The organism is Bacillus sp. CCNWLW194, assembly GCF_037120585.1.
GTDB lineage: Bacteria > Bacillota > Bacilli > Bacillales > Bacillaceae_G > Bacillus_A > Bacillus_A basilensis.
In genome coordinates, this window is record NZ_JBBBBL010000001.1 from 200,456 (window position 1) to 218,066 (window position 17,611).

At 34.3% G+C, this 17,611-nt stretch carries 20 protein-coding genes and 1 other annotated feature; of the genes, 16 read left to right on the plus strand and 4 right to left on the minus strand.

Annotation, left to right across the window (positions count from 1 at the left end):
- The first annotated feature begins 108 nt into the window (after positions 1-108).
- From V7S50_RS01165 to V7S50_RS01195, 7 genes are all read left to right on the plus strand, one after another.
- Positions 109-579 carry a hypothetical protein gene (locus V7S50_RS01165; RefSeq protein ID WP_242252158.1) on the plus strand — a complete coding sequence of 157 codons (471 nt, stop codon included), beginning with the start codon at positions 109-111 and terminating at the stop codon, positions 577-579.
- Positions 580-851: 272 nt separating this feature from the next.
- The gene (locus V7S50_RS01170; RefSeq protein ID WP_242252157.1) at positions 852-1,313 is read left to right on the plus strand and encodes an Imm30 family immunity protein; all 462 of its coding nucleotides are present in this window, start codon (positions 852-854) and stop codon (positions 1,311-1,313) included.
- 655 nt (positions 1,314-1,968) lie between these two features.
- On the plus strand, positions 1,969-2,496 hold the full coding sequence (locus V7S50_RS01175) for an ankyrin repeat domain-containing protein (RefSeq protein ID WP_242252156.1): 528 nt from the start codon (positions 1,969-1,971) through the stop codon (positions 2,494-2,496).
- 1 nt (position 2,497) lies between these two features.
- Entirely contained in the window at positions 2,498-3,028 is a 531-nt protein-coding gene (locus V7S50_RS01180) for an ankyrin repeat domain-containing protein (RefSeq protein WP_242252155.1), read from the plus strand.
- Between the two features lie 63 nt (positions 3,029-3,091).
- Complete coding sequence (locus tag V7S50_RS01185) at positions 3,092-3,211, plus strand: immunity protein Imm33 domain-containing protein (protein ID WP_080775885.1); 120 nt, start codon at positions 3,092-3,094, stop codon at positions 3,209-3,211.
- Between the two features lie 212 nt (positions 3,212-3,423).
- The gene (locus V7S50_RS01190; RefSeq protein ID WP_242252153.1) at positions 3,424-3,984 is read left to right on the plus strand and encodes a DUF2062 domain-containing protein; all 561 of its coding nucleotides are present in this window, start codon (positions 3,424-3,426) and stop codon (positions 3,982-3,984) included.
- Between the two features lie 58 nt (positions 3,985-4,042).
- The gene (locus V7S50_RS01195; RefSeq protein WP_060632192.1) at positions 4,043-4,249 is read left to right on the plus strand and encodes a hypothetical protein; all 207 of its coding nucleotides are present in this window, start codon (positions 4,043-4,045) and stop codon (positions 4,247-4,249) included.
- Between the two features lie 24 nt (positions 4,250-4,273).
- Here the strand turns inward: V7S50_RS01195 and V7S50_RS01200 are convergent, their stop codons facing one another.
- Both V7S50_RS01200 and V7S50_RS01205 read right to left on the minus strand, forming a co-directional pair.
- Positions 4,274-4,720 (minus strand): MarR family winged helix-turn-helix transcriptional regulator, encoded by a 447-nt coding sequence (locus tag V7S50_RS01200; protein WP_060632191.1) that lies wholly within the window; start codon positions 4,718-4,720, stop codon positions 4,274-4,276.
- Between the two features lie 72 nt (positions 4,721-4,792).
- Entirely contained in the window at positions 4,793-5,572 is a 780-nt protein-coding gene (locus V7S50_RS01205) for a GDSL-type esterase/lipase family protein (protein ID WP_016086392.1), read from the minus strand.
- A gap of 365 nt (positions 5,573-5,937) precedes the next feature.
- Between V7S50_RS01205 and cpdB the strand changes: the two genes are divergently transcribed.
- The gene (gene cpdB / locus V7S50_RS01210) at positions 5,938-8,277 is read left to right on the plus strand and encodes a bifunctional 2',3'-cyclic-nucleotide 2'-phosphodiesterase/3'-nucleotidase (RefSeq protein WP_313897229.1); all 2,340 of its coding nucleotides are present in this window, start codon (positions 5,938-5,940) and stop codon (positions 8,275-8,277) included.
- Positions 8,278-8,326: 49 nt separating this feature from the next.
- On the opposite strand, the gene nhaC is transcribed toward cpdB, so the two are convergent.
- Positions 8,327-9,700 (minus strand): Na+/H+ antiporter NhaC, encoded by a 1,374-nt coding sequence (gene nhaC / locus V7S50_RS01215; RefSeq protein WP_063223045.1) that lies wholly within the window; start codon positions 9,698-9,700, stop codon positions 8,327-8,329.
- Between the two features lie 278 nt (positions 9,701-9,978).
- Positions 9,979-10,199 (minus strand) — a binding site (T-box leader).
- Positions 10,200-10,341: 142 nt separating this feature from the next.
- On the opposite strand from nhaC, the gene V7S50_RS01220 reads away from it, so the two are divergent.
- The 8 genes from V7S50_RS01220 (at position 10,342) to V7S50_RS01255 (ending at position 17,105) form a co-directional block, all read left to right on the plus strand.
- Positions 10,342-10,698, plus strand: coding sequence for a hypothetical protein (locus tag V7S50_RS01220; protein WP_242252151.1), 357 nt, complete (start codon positions 10,342-10,344; stop codon positions 10,696-10,698).
- 77 nt (positions 10,699-10,775) lie between these two features.
- Positions 10,776-12,209 carry an adenosylmethionine--8-amino-7-oxononanoate transaminase gene (gene bioA / locus V7S50_RS01225; RefSeq protein WP_242252149.1) on the plus strand — a complete coding sequence of 478 codons (1,434 nt, stop codon included), beginning with the start codon at positions 10,776-10,778 and terminating at the stop codon, positions 12,207-12,209.
- Positions 12,209-12,937, plus strand: a complete 729-nt coding sequence (bioD, locus tag V7S50_RS01230; protein ID WP_242252147.1) for a dethiobiotin synthase — start codon at positions 12,209-12,211, stop codon at positions 12,935-12,937. The genes bioA and bioD overlap by 1 nt, the downstream gene beginning before the upstream one ends.
- Positions 12,903-14,090 carry an 8-amino-7-oxononanoate synthase gene (bioF, locus tag V7S50_RS01235; protein WP_242252145.1) on the plus strand — a complete coding sequence of 396 codons (1,188 nt, stop codon included), beginning with the start codon at positions 12,903-12,905 and terminating at the stop codon, positions 14,088-14,090. Before bioD ends, bioF begins: the two co-directional genes overlap by 35 nt.
- A complete protein-coding gene (locus tag V7S50_RS01240; RefSeq protein ID WP_242252143.1) occupies positions 14,087-14,803 on the plus strand; it encodes an alpha/beta fold hydrolase in 717 nt (238 codons plus the stop codon). Before bioF ends, V7S50_RS01240 begins: the two co-directional genes overlap by 4 nt.
- Entirely contained in the window at positions 14,793-15,602 is an 810-nt protein-coding gene (gene bioC / locus V7S50_RS01245) for a malonyl-ACP O-methyltransferase BioC (protein ID WP_242252141.1), read from the plus strand. Before V7S50_RS01240 ends, bioC begins: the two co-directional genes overlap by 11 nt.
- Position 15,603: 1 nt before the next feature.
- A complete protein-coding gene (bioB, locus tag V7S50_RS01250; protein WP_242252139.1) occupies positions 15,604-16,602 on the plus strand; it encodes a biotin synthase in 999 nt (332 codons plus the stop codon).
- A gap of 182 nt (positions 16,603-16,784) precedes the next feature.
- Complete coding sequence (locus V7S50_RS01255; RefSeq protein WP_097950637.1) at positions 16,785-17,105, plus strand: hypothetical protein; 321 nt, start codon at positions 16,785-16,787, stop codon at positions 17,103-17,105.
- A gap of 27 nt (positions 17,106-17,132) precedes the next feature.
- Here V7S50_RS01255 and ribH read toward each other — a convergent pair whose 3' ends face one another.
- Positions 17,133-17,594 carry a 6,7-dimethyl-8-ribityllumazine synthase gene (ribH, locus tag V7S50_RS01260; RefSeq protein ID WP_000230892.1) on the minus strand — a complete coding sequence of 154 codons (462 nt, stop codon included), beginning with the start codon at positions 17,592-17,594 and terminating at the stop codon, positions 17,133-17,135.
- Between the last annotated feature and the right edge of the window lie 17 nt (positions 17,595-17,611).

Consider the following 17,611-nt stretch of genomic DNA (forward strand, 5'->3'; position numbering starts at 1 on the left):
AAATAATAGAGGATTGACTAGTAAGAATCAACTGCCTCCATTAGTCGGTGGTTGGTAGAGTATGGCCAAAATTCCAAACTTATTAAGTAAGAGAGGATAACGAATTAAATGATTAAGCCTTTATATGCAGAAAATATTATAGTGGGTGTAAAATATAAAAATAAGTTCAATTGGTATATAACTGAACCGGATTTATGGTATTTAGATTATGATCAAGCTGGGTACGCTCCTAGTGAATATCCAGAAGAAAGAAAAGGCATTCGTATTTTAAATGAGACTACAATAGCTGTTTTTTTAGAAAGAATAGAAGAATATGAAAGGTTTACAGAAGATATTAGATTAGAATTTTTAAGGAAACTAAGAACTAATAGAGAAGAAGCCTATTATGATTATAATCCATGTTTTTTCATAGATTTTGATCGTTTAATTTTTTATTCCAATTATCCGGAATCAATATCTTTTGAAGAATATATTCCGAATAACTGGGAAGGTTATTTCCAGCGATTTGATGAACAAGTACTCTATAAGTATAGATACTGGGAAGATAAGAATAAAAACCATTTAGTTCGAGAGGATTAAGTTATGCAGAAAATAAATGAACTACGCTAAAAGAAACATTTTAAAATGAAGAAACTGGTGGGAGACATCGTGAAATGTATATGGTCTATCAAGAGAAAATCAAAGGAGTATTTAAACTTTAGCCCATAATAGTTTGGATGCTCAAAGAATTTATATAAAAGATGGTTTATATACTGGAGAGATAAGAGAAGGCTTACAAGGAGTTATAAAAAGAAACAAAGAGCTGTATCCACATTTATTTGATAAATAAAACATGGAAAGGACGATTATCTTTGGATATAAAGAGTCATTTAAAAAGGTTATACGATAATCGTTTATTAGAAAGTGAGAATGAGATACGAGATTTTAATGAGTCATTAATGGAAGTAATAGCGTATAACGACGTCTCTATTATTACAGATTTATGTTTAGTTCTGGATGATGAGACTGAGCAATTTGAGGTTATGTTTGATTTGATTCATGGAATAGAGAGCTTGTATAAAAATAATATAGAAGAAGGACTTGTATATATTGCTAAAGCTTTTCCGAAGATGATTAACGCAGCTAAAGAATGGGTAGAAATTTTACATTATAGAATTCTTAATCACCCTCAAGTAAGATTAGCGTATGGAAAAGTTCTTTTGGGATTTGATCCATCAATTACGATTAGTATTAAAGAATTATTGATTGATATAAAAAATGAAGACCCTGATATGTTTAGTGAATCTGTTAATGAGGTAATTAAGAGCATCTAATGTTTAAAGTTGAAAGGACATATAAGTACATAAGGCCAAGCTAACAGAAAAGAATTTATTATTGGAGTGGAAAGAATAAGCTACTAAAAAATACATACCTCATGATGGTTGTACCATCATGGAGTACAATGTGCAATGATAGAATAGAAAAAGAAGTACGGGTTTAGGCGAAATGATATTTTACGTGGCGATGAATATAAACCATGGAATGTATATTAAATTTACGAACTCGTAAGTTTTAACGTAGTAGTTGTCACGACATATAAAGGCTGTCAAACTGTTACTACAAAACTTAAAAATAGATGAACTTAAAGCGCTGGGTTGTAGACTAAAGGCAACGAGTGCTTTTTTGGTTTTAGTGTAGAAATAAGTTGATACACGTATAATTTTATAAGTGTATGAAGTGTTACATTTTATAGACTGTAATTTATGGAAATGTTCAAGGTAGCGATAGTAAAGAGCTAATTTGAGTTGATAATGATGGTGTAATTTCTTTAAATAGTAAATTGAGGGGGAGAATAGCCTAAATGTATCTAATGGAAAAGGTCACTCTACATATTTCAAAAATAAACGATAAGACTGATAAATATTGTGGGATTTGAAGTAACATAAGTATATAGAAGTCATAAATATGAATATTTAGGAAGATGATGGAATGAGAATATTAAATGTTTTTGATGCAGTTAGAGAAGGGGATTTTGAAGACTTTAAAAAAAATTATGATGGTGATATTAATCAAATTGATAGTGATTTAGATATTAATTTATTGTGCATGGCTATGACTAATAATAAAAATTCTAGTGAAAAACTTAAAATTATAAAATTTTTACTAGAAGAGGGTATTGATATTAATTACACTACAGCTAAAGATAAAAGGAATGCATTGCATATGTTTTATTTTTGTGTTTTACGCCCAACAATAGAATATGAATTAGAGATAACAAGACTACTTATTGATAATAAAATTAATATAAATGCTTTGGATAAATATAATGCTATTCCTTTGAAGTATGCTATTACAATAAATAAATTGCCTACAGAAGACAATAAAGACATGTATAAACTACTTATTAAAAAGGGTTCAAACTATAATTTGAAAGATCAATTTGGAAAATCATGTGTGGATTATGCTAAAGAGTACTCTTGGAGAAATGATTTATTAACTATTATTGAGGAGTGTTAATATGAAAGTAAATAATTCTGATTACGGGACTATTATAAAATTCGGGAATCTTGAATTATTTTTAGAGAAGCTAAAAATTGAGGGGAACTGTATTGAAGAGAGTGTAAATTCAATTGATAAAAATGGTATTAGTTTACTTGAAAAATCATTAATTAGTAGAAAGTTTGATATAGCAAACTTTCTATTGGACAGTGGTGCAAAGGTTAATATAATTTCTATTGATGAATGTAATGAATTGCACTATTTAGCAGCAAATATTAATTGTCCAGGTGCGGTTGAAGTAGCTTGTAGGCTGGTTGATATGGGGATAGATTTGAATTTAAAAGATAAAAAAAATGGTAATTCTGCAATATGGTCTTTATGTCAAGAAGTATTAAAAAAAAGAACAAAGGAAGGAAATGATTTAATTGTAAAATGTTTGGGAAAACAACCGAATATTAATGATGAAAATAAATCTGGATATTCATTAAGGTATTTAATTGAAGAACGTGGAACAGAAGATATGAAAAAAGCTCTGGAGGTGATGAGTTGAAAAAGAGTAGTGGCTTAGGTAGTAGTATTATATCTAAGAATATTTTACATATATAAAGGGAATGTGAAATGGTGTATTAAAGATCAACCAGTTAATGCTATTGATAATGGATGGAGCTTTTTGCCAGAAATAGATACAGATGAATATTTTGCTGATGCATTAAATATGTCAATTTGTGATTGAGGAACTATTAGTGAATAAGAAAAAAGCCGCCCAACTAAAGTGCACCTCAAATTGTTAGACACAAATAACAATTTGAGGTGCACTTTTTTATATTGAAATGTCATATGTATATTTAGTTAACCATTTTGATATCATCTATAATAAAAGAGAAACTGAAATTTGTTTTTCGGAGTGTGTAAGGGCATACTAGGTATAAAAATATAGTTAAAGAGATGATGAGAGTGAAAACAACTAAGAAAACATATTCGTTTTTTCAGCGGATGTGGAGAATATTAAAGTTTCAATATTATAAGTTACTTCGATCGCCAGAAGGAGCAAAGAAAGTATCGCTAGGTTTTGCTATAGGATTTGGTTTAGAAATGTTAGTCATTTATACGGCATCGCTCGTATATGTAATATTTTATCCGATTGTTCGATTAGCAAGAGGATCTTTTCCTGCTGCGGTTATTGGCAATATTCTTGGGAAGATTTCGTTTCTTCCAGTGTTTTTATTCCCACTTGCTTATGCATTAGGGAAAATGATTTATCCATTTCATGTACAGAAAATACATCATGAACCATTTACAATATCTGATTTGTTTTCGAGTCATATTTTTATGATATTGAAGGGGTTATTACAGAGTGAAGTGTATGTATTAATTGGAATGACCATTTTAGGAGTTGTATTTGGTGTAGTTTCATATTTCGTTGTGCATTATTTATATGAAAAGAACCGTAAGTTACGCCTGAAGAATAGAAAGAAACGAGTGAGAGAACCACTCATGCAAATATAAAGAGTGTCACATTCATTTTCTCCTTTGAATATGTTTAAGAAAAAGGGGGAGAGAATGAATGTATTATTATTACGTACCGCAAGTATATCCATATGTAAATTATCATCCGGTTTATGATATGAATAGACAATACGAATTATATCGACAACAACAATTACAGCAATTACCACAAATACCATCACAACAACCTACGCAAGATCAAAAACCATATTTAACGACATGGCCGTATTCAAATGTATACTATGGTAATTATTACGAATCATAAAGCTGCTTCTATTTAGAAGCAGCTTTATGCGTTTGTTTTCAAAATTAAATTTTGAATGGTTTGAAGAGAATGGATGAGCTTCTCACGCTCTTCCTCAGATAATGTTTGGAAATTTTCTTTTAATTTGTCTAAAATGAATTGTTGATACTGATTTACTAACAATTTCCCTTCACTTGTTAGGGAAATTAAAATGACCCGTCGATCTTTTTCGCTATAATGACGCTCTATTAGTTCTTCTTGAATCAGTTTGTTTAATAGAGGTGTCATGTTAGGCCTTGAAATCGCTAGCCGCTTGCCGATTTCGGAAACTGCTAATGTGCCATTTTCATGCAGAAGCAGTAATACTTGTGTATGTGATGGCGGCATATGTCTTTGAGAAGAAAATTCTCCAGGAAGCATAAATTTGCGATAAAAAAGAGGCACTAGCGAAAGAAGATGATCAACAATACGTTCCCACTCGCGTGATTCCATATAAAGGCCCCCTTCCACTCTCATTGTAACAAAAAAGACATGTTATAAAAATAGAATTGTTTCATGGAAACTTTAATATTTGTAGGCTAACACTTTTTTTGTAAATGAATCGGCAATAATCGTATAGCCTTTATCATTTGGGTGTACTTGGTCAAAGAGTAATTCTTTTTTATCATTCGATATTAATTTACGAATTGGTAAAACGATAGATGGTTGATTTGCTTTTGAAATGGAATAAACGGATTCATTCCAGCCATCTAAAAACATATCTGCATAACTTGCGATGGAGTCATCGAGTTGTAACGGGTTATAGAGTTCGGAAAGAATGAGTAAAGCATCCGGATTTTGATCTCGAACTGTCTTTACAATATTTTTTACATCAGCTTCAAAATGAGCTTTTTCTTTATTTAACATTTTAATACCATCTATAACACCGACATCACGATTTAAGCGAAATAAATTATTTCCCCCAATATTAATCGTAATTATATTTGCTGCTCTAATTTTTTGCTTTACATCTTCTGATTGAACCTTTTTAGCGAGACGATCTGTTGTAAGACCGTTTATCCCAAGGTTTTCTACAGTAATTGGTTTATGAATTTGTGCTTCTATTTGTCTAGAGGCTAATTCAGCAAATCCCCCTTGTGTCGATCCATATCCTTTGGCAAGCGAATCACCTAGTACGAGATGATAAAAGGAATCGTTTGTTTGCTTATCAATCCAACTTGGAGTAGATGTTTTTTCTGTTTTTTCTTCGGGTTCATTTTGTTTTGTCTCATCGTTCTTTTCAAAATAAGAATAAGAAATGATTAGAAGGAGGAGACAAACAATTGTTAAGATGACTTTTTTCATAATTCATCCTCCTTGTAATTGGTAATTGTATCATATTCAGCAGTATTAGCAATGTAAGGGCATATTATATGTTTATGAAAAGTTTACAATAACTTTACAGAAAATTTGTAGAAGTATGTCAAAAAATATTGACGATATGAAAGGACATTATATATGATAATGTCAGATAAGGTAAAATTCTACATAGTGGGAGCTTTATCTCCCGTTAATTGCTAGTCTCCATCAATTGATCGTTTAAGGAGACTACTCGTTAGCGCAGGATGAAATGAAAATCGTGTATCTAATAGAAGAAAAAAGGTATGTGGTTAGAGACTAATAGAAATTCATTTCATTATTCTTTGGTAATTGTATAAGGGGGATTTTTTGTGAAAAAGTCAAAAAAAATGCTAGCTGGAGCAACTCTTGCTATTGGCGTAATAGCGCCGCAAGTATTGCCAACAACAGCTCATGCGGATGAGAAAGCTGGGGAGAGTACAGTTAACTTACGAATTCTAGAAACATCAGATATTCACGTTAACTTAATGAATTACGATTATTATCAAACGAAAACAGATAATAAAGTAGGTCTCGTGCAAACGGCAACACTTGTTAATAAAGCACGTGAAGAAGCGAAGAACTCTGTCCTATTTGATGATGGGGATGCATTACAAGGGACACCGCTTGGAGATTATGTAGCGAATAAAATAAACGATCCGAAAAATCCTGTGGATCCTAGTTATACACATCCATTATATCGTTTAATGAATTTAATGAAGTATGACGTCATCTCTCTTGGGAATCATGAATTTAACTACGGTTTAGATTATTTAAACAAAGTAATTAGTAAAACAGAGTTCCCGGTTATTAACTCGAACGTCTATAAAGATGATAAAGATAATAATGAAGAGAACGACCAAAATTACTTTAAACCATATCATGTTTTTGAAAAAGAAGTAGAAGATGAATCAGGTCAAAAACAAAAGGTGAAAATTGGTGTAATGGGATTTGTTCCACCGCAAGTTATGAACTGGGATAAAGCAAATTTAGAAGGAAAAGTTAAAGCGAAAGATATAGTTGAAACAGCGAAGAAAATGGTGCCAAAAATGAAAGCAGAAGGTGCAGATGTTATCGTTGCACTAGCGCATTCCGGTGTTGATAAGAGTGGATACAACGTTGGTATGGAAAACGCGTCGTATTATTTAACAGAAGTTCCTGGTGTAGATGCAGTATTAATGGGACATTCACATACTGAAATGAAGGATGTATTTAATGGTGTTCCAGTTGTAATGCCTGGTGTCTTTGGAAGTAACCTAGGTATTATTGATATGCAATTGAAAAAGGTAAACGGAAAATGGGAAGTACAAAAAGAGCAATCGAAGCCACAACTTCGTCCAATTGCTGATAGTAAAGGAAACCCACTAGTAAAATCCGATGAAAAATTAGTTAATGAAATTAAAGATGATCATCAAGCGACAATTGATTATGTGAATACAGCTGTAGGAAAAACGACAGCGCCAATTAATAGTTATTTCTCATTAGTACAAGATGATCCTTCTGTACAACTTGTGACAAATGCACAAAAATGGTATGTAGAAAAGTTATTTGCTGAAAATGGACAGTATAGCAAATATAAAGGAATTCCAGTTTTATCTGCAGGTGCACCATTTAAAGCAGGTGGACGAAACGGTGCTACATATTATACGGATATTCCAGCTGGGACGTTAGCAATTAAAAACGTTGCAGATTTATATGTATATCCAAATACGTTATATGCTGTAAAAGTAAATGGGGCACAAGTGAAAGAATGGCTTGAAATGTCTGCAGGTCAGTTTAATCAAATCGATCCAAAGAAAACAGAAGAACAGCCGTTAGTAAATATAGGCTATCCTACATATAACTTCGATATTTTAGATGGCTTAAAATACGAAATTGATGTAACACAACCGGCGAAATACGATAAGGATGGAAAAGTTGTAAATGCAAATACGAATCGTATTATAAATATGACATATGAAGGTAAACCAGTAGCTGACAATCAAGAGTTTATCGTCGCTACAAATAACTATCGTGGAAGTAGCCAAACGTTCCCAGGTGTAAGTAAAGGGGAAGTTGTATATCAATCACAAGATGAAACACGTCAAATCATTGTGAAGTATATGCAAGAAACACCAGTTATTGATCCAGCAGCAGATAAAAATTGGGCGTTTAAACCAATTGTTGCAGATAAATTAAATACAACATTTGATTCTTCACCAAATGCACAAAAGTATATAAAGAAAGATGGGAAAATATCGTACGTTGGACCATCTGAAAATGAATTTGCTAAATATGCAATTGATATAACGAAGAAGAATGATGATAAGGAAACTGGTGGAGAGAATCCAACAACACCGCCAACAGGTGAAGGAAACAATGGAGAGAATCCAACAACACCGCCAACAGGTGAAGGAAATAATGGAGGAAATCCAACGACACCGCCAACAGGTGAAGGAAATAATGGAGGAAATCCAACGACACCACCAACAGATGAAGGTAAAAATACAGGATCTGGACAAACTACAACTGACAATCAAAACACAAAAGAAACAACAACTGTGAGTGAAAATAAAGAAGAACGTGATTTACCGAAAACAGGTACAAGTGTTGTTTCTACAATTGGAGCAGGTTTGGCATTTGTTGGAGCGGGATTACTTCTGTTATTTAGAAGAAAAAAAGCAAATAGATAGTCGAGAAATATAAAAAGGATTACCGATTAAGGTAATCCTTTTTATTATATTATGAAATTGTTACTGCTTTTTCTTTCTTCCATGAAAGACCAAATCCAGTAAAGCCGACGATAATCGTTAAGACTGGACAAGCTAAACAGAAGATAGCGTATGGCAGGTAATCAAATGTTGGAACGCTAAGGACGTTTGTTAAGAATACGCCACTTACTCCCCATGGTACAAGCGGGTTAATAACTGTACCTGCATCTTCTAATACGCGTGATAAATTACGACGTTCTAAACCGACTTCATCGTATTTCTTAGCAAATGCTTGTCCTGTTAAAACGATAGATAAGTACTGCTCACCAAGTAAGAAGTTTACACCAATTGCAGTTGAAGCAGTAGAAATAATTAAGCGTGTGCTATTTTTTACGAAGCTAGAGATGATATTCATCAGCTGCGCTATAATACCCATTCCTTGTAATAAACCTCCCATACAAAGAGCTAGGAAAATAAGCGCAATCGACATCATCATGCTTTGTAGACCACCGCGAGATAGTAAGCTATCAATGTCTTTAATGCCAGTTTTAGAAACGTAGCCGTCTTGCATAATTTTCATTAAATCAGCTAAAGAGGTGCTAGGTTTAAAAATAAAGAGAATAATAATTCCTACCACAATTCCTGCGAGTAATGTTGGAACTGCTGGAACTTTTTTAAATGCGAATAGGAACAGTAATAAAATTGGAATAAGTGTAACGATAGAAATCGTTGCATTTTTCTCTAATGTGCTAATAAAGTTTGTGAAGTCAACGTTTCCACCAGTACCGCTTCCTAAAATGAAAAATGCGATAAAGGCAATAATGAAAGCAGGGACGGTTGTCCAAAGCATGTTACGAATATGCTCAAATAAATCTACACCCGTTACAGCAGGAGCTAAGTTTGTTGTATCAGATAAAGGAGACATTTTATCTCCAAAGAATGCACCAGAAATAATTGCACCAGCGATTAGAGCTGGATCGTATCCGAGAGCACTACCCATGCCCATAAAGGCAAGTCCTACAGTTGCGGCAGTTGTAAAGGCACTACCGATACTTGTTCCAACAATTGCACAAACAACAAAAACAGTTGGAATGAAAATTTTTGGAGATACAAGCTGGAAGCCGTATACCATTAAAGTTGGAATTGTTCCAGCAGCGATCCAAACACTAATTAATACGCCTACAAGTAAGAAAATAAAAATAGATGGAATACCAGCTGAAATACTACTGATCATTCCTTTTTCCATAGTAGACCAAGAGATTTTTTTCATAAATCCAAATGCTAATAAAAGAACGATACCGAATAAAATCGGGATGTGTGGTGAAACTTCTAATTTGATAACACTAAAGCCAATGCAGAAAAAGATAAAAATTGTTAAAAGAACAGATTCAATTTTTGAAACCATTGTTTTTCCCTCCTAAGTAATCTAAAATAGCTCTTTTTTATATAAAATTCGCCAATATTGTTTATTTCCTTCTAAAATTTAGAATTTTGTGACAAATTAATGGTAATTGTCCATATCTCAATATGATGCGGAAATAATTGGATAAAAAAACGTCCCTGCATATAATTATGCAGGGACGAAGAAATCGCGGTACCACCCTAGCTTGTAAAATGAATGTATCACAAAATAAAGGGTCGTATGATATGCGTTAATAAAATAAAAAACGCCCCTGCAATATATGCAGGGACGAAAAATTCGCGGTACCACCCTAAATTGTGAAACAGTTTCGTTTCACCACTCTTTAGACATAACGGTCTATAACCGTCTTTCACTACTCCTTACGTTTCGCAAAAGAAGCTCCAGGGGGTAATTCATAATTCGCTCTGTACTGGTTCGCACCGACCACCAGCTCTCTGAAATCAGAAATCGAAATACTACTAAATCCTATCAACGCCGATTCATATGATGTTAGTTAAATTTTTATCATATATTCGTCTTACATGTCAATAAAAATGTTCAATAATTTTTTTGGGAAAATAAAGGAGAAAGATTTTAATACTGTGAAAATGTGCGTTATAATGAATTTGAAAGGGGAGGAAAGAGTGAAGAAAAAAATAATTCTTTTTACCACCTTACTAGTCATTGGCGGAAGTGCTGGAATTTACACAGCTTTTGCAGCTGAATCAGAGCAGTCAAAACAAAGTCGAACAAAGCAGTCAGAAGTGAAGAAAGTAAAAGAACTAGAAGAGAAGAAATCGATGGAAAAAGCAGCTGAAAAACTAGGAGTTTCTACTGAAGGGAAAACAAAAGAAGAGGTTAAGAAAGAAGTAAATACTGCAAGATTTGAAAAACGTCACGATCTATTAATTGAACATGCAAAACAACTTGGAATTGATACAGAAGGAAAAAAAGATGAAGAGATTATTTTAGAAATTGGAAAGATACAGCACGGAAGATAGAGCAACTTATCGTATGATAAGTTGTTCTTTTTTAAGAACTTTTTGATTTAAAAATAATTGACAGCAATTTAGATTTAATGTTAACTATATTTATAAACAAGTTAACATTAGGGGTGACAATTGTGACTGTTAATAGTAATACGAATGAAAAATCGTCTTATACATATGAAGAGTTATCGGAAAAAAATAAAGCCTATGTATGGCACCCATTTACACAAATGAAGGATTTTTTAGAAGAAGATCCTGTCATTATTGAACGCGGAGAGGGGAGAAAGCTATACGATGTAAATGGAAATGAATATTGGGACGGTGTTTCGTCTATTTGGTTAAATGTTCATGGACATCAAGTACCGGAACTAGATGAAGCTATTCGTGAGCAATTAAATAAAATTGCTCATTCTACTATGCTAGGACTTGCTAACGTTCCATCTATTTTATTAGCAGAAAAAATAATTGAAGTTGTACCAGAAGGTTTGAAGAAAGTATTCTATTCAGACTCTGGTTCTAGCGCTGTTGAAATTGCAATTAAGATGGCATTTCAATATTGGCAGCATAAAGGAAAACCGAAGAAACAAAGATTTGTTACATTAAAAGAAGCGTATCACGGTGATACAATTGGAGCTGTTTCAGTAGGAGCGATAGACTTGTTTCACCAAGTGTATAGTTCACTTTTATTTGAGGCAATTAAAATGCCTTATCCATATACATATCGTTCTCCTTATGGAAATAATAAGGAGGAAATTGTAAAAAAACATTTAGAAGAAATGGAAGAGCTGCTGAAAGACAAACATGAAGAAATTGCAGCAATTATTGTAGAACCTTTAATGCAAGGTGCTGGCGGTATGATTACAATGCCAAAAGGATACTTAAGAGGACTACGTAATTTATGTACAAAATATAATGTTTTATTTATTACAGATGAGGTAGCGACTGGATTTGGGCGTACCGGGAAAATGTTTGCATGTGAACATGAAAATGTAACGCCGGACATTTTAACCGCCGGAAAAGGTTTAACAGGTGGATATTTACCAATTGCAATCACCGTAACGACAGATGAAATTTATAATGCCTTTTTAGGAGACTATGAAGAACAAAAAACATTTTTCCATGGTCATAGTTATACAGGGAACCCGTTAGGGTGTGCGGTAGCAATTGCGAATCTAGAACTATACGAGAAAACAAATTTAATAGAAGAAGTAGCACGTAAAACAGAATATGTGGCGACGCAATTAGAAGCACTCTTTACATATAAACATGTAGGGGATATTCGTCAGTGCGGATTAATGGTTGGAATTGAACTTGTGAAGAATAAGGAAACGAAAGAAGCGTTTGAATGGACAGAGAGAGTCGGTGTTCAAGTATGTAAACGCTCAAGAGAGCTGGGCATGATTTTGCGGCCGCTCGGAAACACGATTGTATTTATGCCTCCTCTTGCTTCTACAATTGATGAGATTGATGAGATGTTACGTATTTTATATAAAGCAATCTCGGATGTTACGGAGGGAGAGTAATGGGCGGTTTTTTCATAACAGCAACGGATACTGAAGTGGGGAAAACTGTAGTTGCAGGTGCATTAACAGGTGTATTTAGAGAATTAGGATATAACGTAGGGGTATATAAACCGTTGCAAAGTGGACATGTTGCATCAAATCCAGAGGGAGATGCAGCAAGGTTAAAAGCATTATCGGGTGTACCGACAAAAGAAAATGAAATTTGTCCTTATTCTATTGAAGAACCGCTTGCTCCGAGACTTGCCATGAAAAGAGCCGGAAGAGTAGTACGTTTAAAAGACATTATTAATCACTATAATGAACGATTGAAAGAGTTTAATAGCCTATTTGTAGAAGGAGCAGGTGGACTAGCTGTTCCATATACAGAAGACGCTTTAGTAATTGATTTCGCAAAAGAATTACAGCTTCCTCTTATTATAGTAGCACGTCCTACATTAGGGACAGTAAATCATACAGTTTTAACGATTGCTTATGCAAAGGCACATGGCTTAACGGTAGCAGGTGTCATTTTATCTGGTTGCAAAGAATGTGAAATGGAAAGAGTGCAAGAAAATAAAGAAATGATTGAAGAGCTGAGCGGGGTACCAGTTTTAGGTTTATTACCATTCTTTGCAGGTAACTTTACAAAAGAAGAAGTATTGGAATCTGCTAAAGAATATATAATGATTTCAAAATTAGAGGAGTTCATTCAAAATGAATCAAACGTGGCACGCACATCTTCAATCTAAATTACAACAATTACATGAGCAAGGGCAGTATCGTAATTTGTACGTAACAGAACAAGCAGAAGAGACATGGCTTATTCGAGATGAGAAAAAGATGCTAAATTTAGCGTCAAATAATTATTTAGGGTTAGCTGGAGATGCGAGGTTAAAAGAGGCTGCTATTGTGTGTACAAAAAAATATGGAACTGGTTCGACTGCCTCTCGTCTCGTTGTAGGAAATTATCCATTGTATGAAGAGGTGGAGAGAAGTGTATGCAACTGGAAAGGTACTGAAAGAGCATTAATCGTAAATAGTGGGTATACAGCAAATGTAGGGGCAATATCTTCTTTAGCCTGTCGTCACGATATTGTATTTAGTGATAAATTAAATCACGCAAGCATTGTTGATGGAATTATATTAAGCGGGGCAGAACATAAAAGGTATCGGCATAATGATTTGGAGCATTTAGAGAAGCTGTTGAAAACAGCATCTCCTGAAAAGCGGAAATTAATTGTAACTGATACTGTTTTTAGCATGGATGGTGATACTGCGTATTTGAGGGAGTTAGTGCAGCTAAAAGAGAAATACGGGGCAATCATTATAGTTGATGAAGCGCATGCGAGTGGAATATATGGAATCGGCGGAGCTGGATTGTCTCATATAGAAAAAGATCTTGCTCAAAAAATTGATATACATATGGGGACGTTTAGCAAGGCTTTAGGGTGTTATGGTGCGTATTTGACAGGTGATGCAATTTATATAGAGTATTTACAAAATATGATGAGAAGCTTTATTTTTACTACTGCTTTACCACCAGGGACTTTAGGAGCGGTACAAAAAGCAATTGAAATTGTGAAAGAAGATAATGAAAGAAGAGAGAGACTTATAGAGAATGGAGCTTATTTCAGAAACCATTTACGAGAAGCTGGTTTTGATATTGGGAATAGCTCAACTCATATTGTACCGATTGTGGTCGGTTCAAATGAAACAGCTTTACAGTTTAGTAAAAAGTTACAAGAGGCAGGTATTGCAGCTATTGCAATTCGTCCGCCAACTGTACCAGTCAATAGTTCTCGAATTCGCTTTGCAGTTACATCGCAACATACAATAGCTGATTTGCAATGGGCTATTGACCGAATTATTCACATTGCGAAAGAAGAGGAACTTTTCGTATGAAAGAGCTGAAGATTATTTTTATCCCTGGATGGGGAATGGAAGAAAATATTTGGGATTTAGTACTTCCGCATTTTAAAGAATATCCTGTTCAATGCATTGATTGGCGTAACGTGAAAGAACAAAGTGAATTTGCGGGGCGAATAATAGATGTAGCAAAGGATGAAAATATAATTTTAGTTGGATGGTCACTAGGAGCGTTAGCGGCAGTTCAAGCTCATAAAAAGATTAAGGCAAAAGGTATTGTACTAATTGGTGGTACTGCCAAATTTACAAATACGAGCGACTATACGAGTGGATGGAATGCTTTGCATGTGGAACGGCTGAAAAAGAATTTGACTAGAAAGAAAGAAGATACGCTCAAGCGGTTTTATGAAAATATGTTTACGAAAGATGAGCTGAAAGAGAATAAAAGTTTTGAAGACATCGTAAAACATTTTAAAGGTGATTCTATCCAGTCTTTACAATTAGGTTTGGATTATTTAATAGAAACAGATATGAGAAAAGAACTGAAAGAAGTGAAAGTACCTATACTACTTATTCATGGGGAGAAGGATGTAATATGTCCATTGTCTGCAGCGCGTAGTATGGCTGAGAATGAGACTGCCATGCTCAAGGTAGTAAGTGAGGCTGGACACGCATTATGCGTAACGAATTTTGAATATTGCGCGAATGAGATAATTCAATTTATAGAGGGGATACGACATGATCAATAAAACGTTACTACAAAAACGGTTTAACGTGGCAGCTGTATCCTACGATCAATATGCAAGTGTACAAAAAAAGATGGCACATTCATTACTTTCTAAATTGAATCGGCGATATAGTACAAATTCATCGATACGTATTTTAGAACTTGGATGCGGGACAGGTTATGTCACAGAAAGACTATCAGAGTTATTTCCGGAAGCACATATTACAGCCATTGATTTTGCTGAAAGTATGATTTCAGTTGCGAAAACTAGACAAAATGTGAAAAATGTAACGTTTTACTGTGAGGATATAGAAAGGTTACGACTAGAAGAAACATATGATGTCATTATTTCAAATGCAACATTTCAATGGCTAAATGATTTAAAACAAGTGATAAGAAATTTATTTCATCATTTGTCTATAGATGGGATATTACTTTTTTCAACGTTTGGACATGAAACATTTCAAGAGTTGCATGCTTCGTTCCAGCGGGCGAAAGAAGAAAAAAATATACAAAACGAAACATCGATTGGACAACGTTTTTATTCGGAAAATCAGTTGCGCCATATATGTGAAATAGAAACAGGGGATGTGCATGTTTCTGAAACATGTTACATAGAGAGTTTTACAGAAGTTAAGGAGTTTCTGCATTCTATTCGAAAAGTAGGAGCGACCAATAGTAATGAAGAATCATATTGTCAAAGTCCCTCACTCTTTCGTGCGATGCTTCGCATATACGAAAGAGACTTCACGGGAAATGAAGGGATAATGGCAACGTATCATGCTTTATTTGTGCATATAACAAAAGAGGGGAAGAGATGAAATGAAACAAGTACAAACAAAAAGAGATTGGAACAAACTTGCATACGACGTAGTAGAAGAGAAGATGATTACGAAAGAAGATGCAATAGCGATATTGGAGGCTGACGATACAGAGATTTTAGAGATTATGAATGCAGCTTACATCATTCGCCATCATCACTTTGGTAAGAAAGTAAAATTGAATATGATTATTAATACGAAGTCTGGATTATGTCCTGAAGATTGTGGATATTGTTCTCAGTCTATTATTTCAGAGGCACCGATTGATAAATATGCATGGTTAACGCAGGAAAAGATTGTAGAAGGAGCACATGAAGCGATTCGCCGTAAAGCGGGTACATATTGTATTGTAGCATCTGGTCGTCGTCCGACGGATAAAGAGGTGAATCATGTAATTGGAGCAGTTAAGGAGATTCGTGAAACGACAGATTTGAAGATTTGTTGTTGTTTAGGTTTCTTAAATGAAGATCAAGCGGGACGTTTAGCGGAAGCTGGCGTACATCGTTATAACCACAACTTAAATACACATGCAAATAATTACGAAAGTATTTGTTCAACGCATACGTATGACGACCGTGTTGATACAGTTCAAAAAGCGAAACAAGCGGGTATTTCACCATGCTCTGGGGCGATTTTTGGGATGGGGGAGACAATAGAAGAGCGTGCTGAAATTGCATTTGAATTACAACGTATAGATGCAGATTCAATCCCATGTAATTTCCTTGTTGCTGTAAAGGGTACGCCGCTTGAAGGACAAAAAGAGTTAACACCAATAGAATGTTTAAAAGTGCTGGCGATGATGCGTTTTGTAAACCCGACGAAAGAAATTCGTATTTCAGGGGGACGTGAAATCAATTTACGTGCTGTGCAGCCAATTGGTTTATTTGCAGCAAACTCTATTTTTGTTGGGGATTACTTAACGACAGCTGGACAAGAACCGACTGCAGACTGGGGTATGATTGAAGATTTAGGATTTGAGATTGAAGAATGTGCGTTATAAGATAGAGGAAAAAGCAAACTTGTAAAAGAGTTTGCTTTTTTTGTAAATAAAATGTAATAAAAAGGTGTTAACGCTTGATATGAATGGGTTTTGAGTGAGAAATATAATTTTTGCGGACGAATTTTCCAAGCCCTAATTGTACATAGTAAATATGTAATTTATATTGGGTTGGAGGATTTTACATGCACAAATATATATTAGCGATTATGACTTGTCTAATTTTACTAAAAGCAATAAGTGCTGATCCAGTTAAGGCCGCTGAAAATCCTGAACAAAAAGAGATGCAACAACGAATTGAACAACATTTTCGAACGAAAGCTGAACATTTTGGATTGAAAACAGAAGGGAAAGATTTAAAGGAAGTACGAAAAGAAATTACTATTATAGAAGAAGCGAAGAAAAGAGAGAATGTATGGAGAACAGCACAAACGCTTCATATACAAACAGAAGGAAAAACAATGAATGAATTAATAAAAGATGTACGGAAAAAAGTAAAAAAATAAAAAGAGGCCGCAGCCTCTTTTTATTTTTTATGCCCATTGTTTTGATAAGTGAGCCATTTCAATGGCAGCAACTGCAGATTCATAGCCTTTATTACCAGCTTTCGTGCCCGCGCGTTCAATCGCTTGCTCAATCGTTTCTGTCGTTAATACACCGAAAATAACTGGAATGTCTGTTTGAAGTGATAAAGATGCAACACCTTTTGCTACTTCATTACAAACATAATCGTAATGTGTTGTAGCACCACGAATTACAGTGCCTAACGTAATAACAGCATCATATTTTCCGCTATTCGCCATCTTTTTAGCGATTAAAGGAATTTCGAATGCGCCAGGAACCCAAGCAACATCAATATCGTTTTCTTCTACACCGTGACGCTTTAATCCATCTAAAGCTCCGCCTAGTAACTTACTTGTAATAAATTCATTAAAACGTCCAACAACAACCCCAACTTTTAATCCTGTACCAACTAAATGACCTTCGAATACCATAATAAATCTCTCCTTTG

Excerpts from the sequence above, each read along its gene's own strand:
- V7S50_RS01165 (WP_242252158.1), top strand. The coding sequence starts at position 109 with ATGATTAAGCCTTTATATGCAGAAAATATTATAGTGGGTGTAAAATAT.
- V7S50_RS01175 (WP_242252156.1), top strand. The coding sequence starts at position 1,969 with ATGAGAATATTAAATGTTTTTGATGCAGTTAGAGAAGGGGATTTTGAA.
- V7S50_RS01180 (WP_242252155.1), top strand. The coding sequence starts at position 2,498 with ATGAAAGTAAATAATTCTGATTACGGGACTATTATAAAATTCGGGAAT.
- V7S50_RS01190 (WP_242252153.1), top strand. The coding sequence starts at position 3,424 with ATGATGAGAGTGAAAACAACTAAGAAAACATATTCGTTTTTTCAGCGG.
- V7S50_RS01195 (WP_060632192.1), top strand. The coding sequence starts at position 4,043 with ATGTATTATTATTACGTACCGCAAGTATATCCATATGTAAATTATCAT.
- V7S50_RS01200 (WP_060632191.1), bottom strand. The coding sequence starts at position 4,720 with ATGGAATCACGCGAGTGGGAACGTATTGTTGATCATCTTCTTTCGCTA.
- V7S50_RS01205 (WP_016086392.1), bottom strand. The coding sequence starts at position 5,572 with ATGAAAAAAGTCATCTTAACAATTGTTTGTCTCCTCCTTCTAATCATT.
- nhaC (WP_063223045.1), bottom strand. The coding sequence starts at position 9,700 with ATGGTTTCAAAAATTGAATCTGTTCTTTTAACAATTTTTATCTTTTTC.
- bioA (WP_242252149.1), top strand. The coding sequence starts at position 10,776 with ATGTTAACTATATTTATAAACAAGTTAACATTAGGGGTGACAATTGTG.
- bioD (WP_242252147.1), top strand. The coding sequence starts at position 12,209 with ATGGGCGGTTTTTTCATAACAGCAACGGATACTGAAGTGGGGAAAACT.
- bioF (WP_242252145.1), top strand. The coding sequence starts at position 12,903 with ATGAATCAAACGTGGCACGCACATCTTCAATCTAAATTACAACAATTA.
- V7S50_RS01240 (WP_242252143.1), top strand. The coding sequence starts at position 14,087 with ATGAAAGAGCTGAAGATTATTTTTATCCCTGGATGGGGAATGGAAGAA.
- bioC (WP_242252141.1), top strand. The coding sequence starts at position 14,793 with ATGATCAATAAAACGTTACTACAAAAACGGTTTAACGTGGCAGCTGTA.
- bioB (WP_242252139.1), top strand. The coding sequence starts at position 15,604 with ATGAAACAAGTACAAACAAAAAGAGATTGGAACAAACTTGCATACGAC.
- V7S50_RS01255 (WP_097950637.1), top strand. The coding sequence starts at position 16,785 with ATGCACAAATATATATTAGCGATTATGACTTGTCTAATTTTACTAAAA.
- ribH (WP_000230892.1), bottom strand. The coding sequence starts at position 17,594 with ATGGTATTCGAAGGTCATTTAGTTGGTACAGGATTAAAAGTTGGGGTT.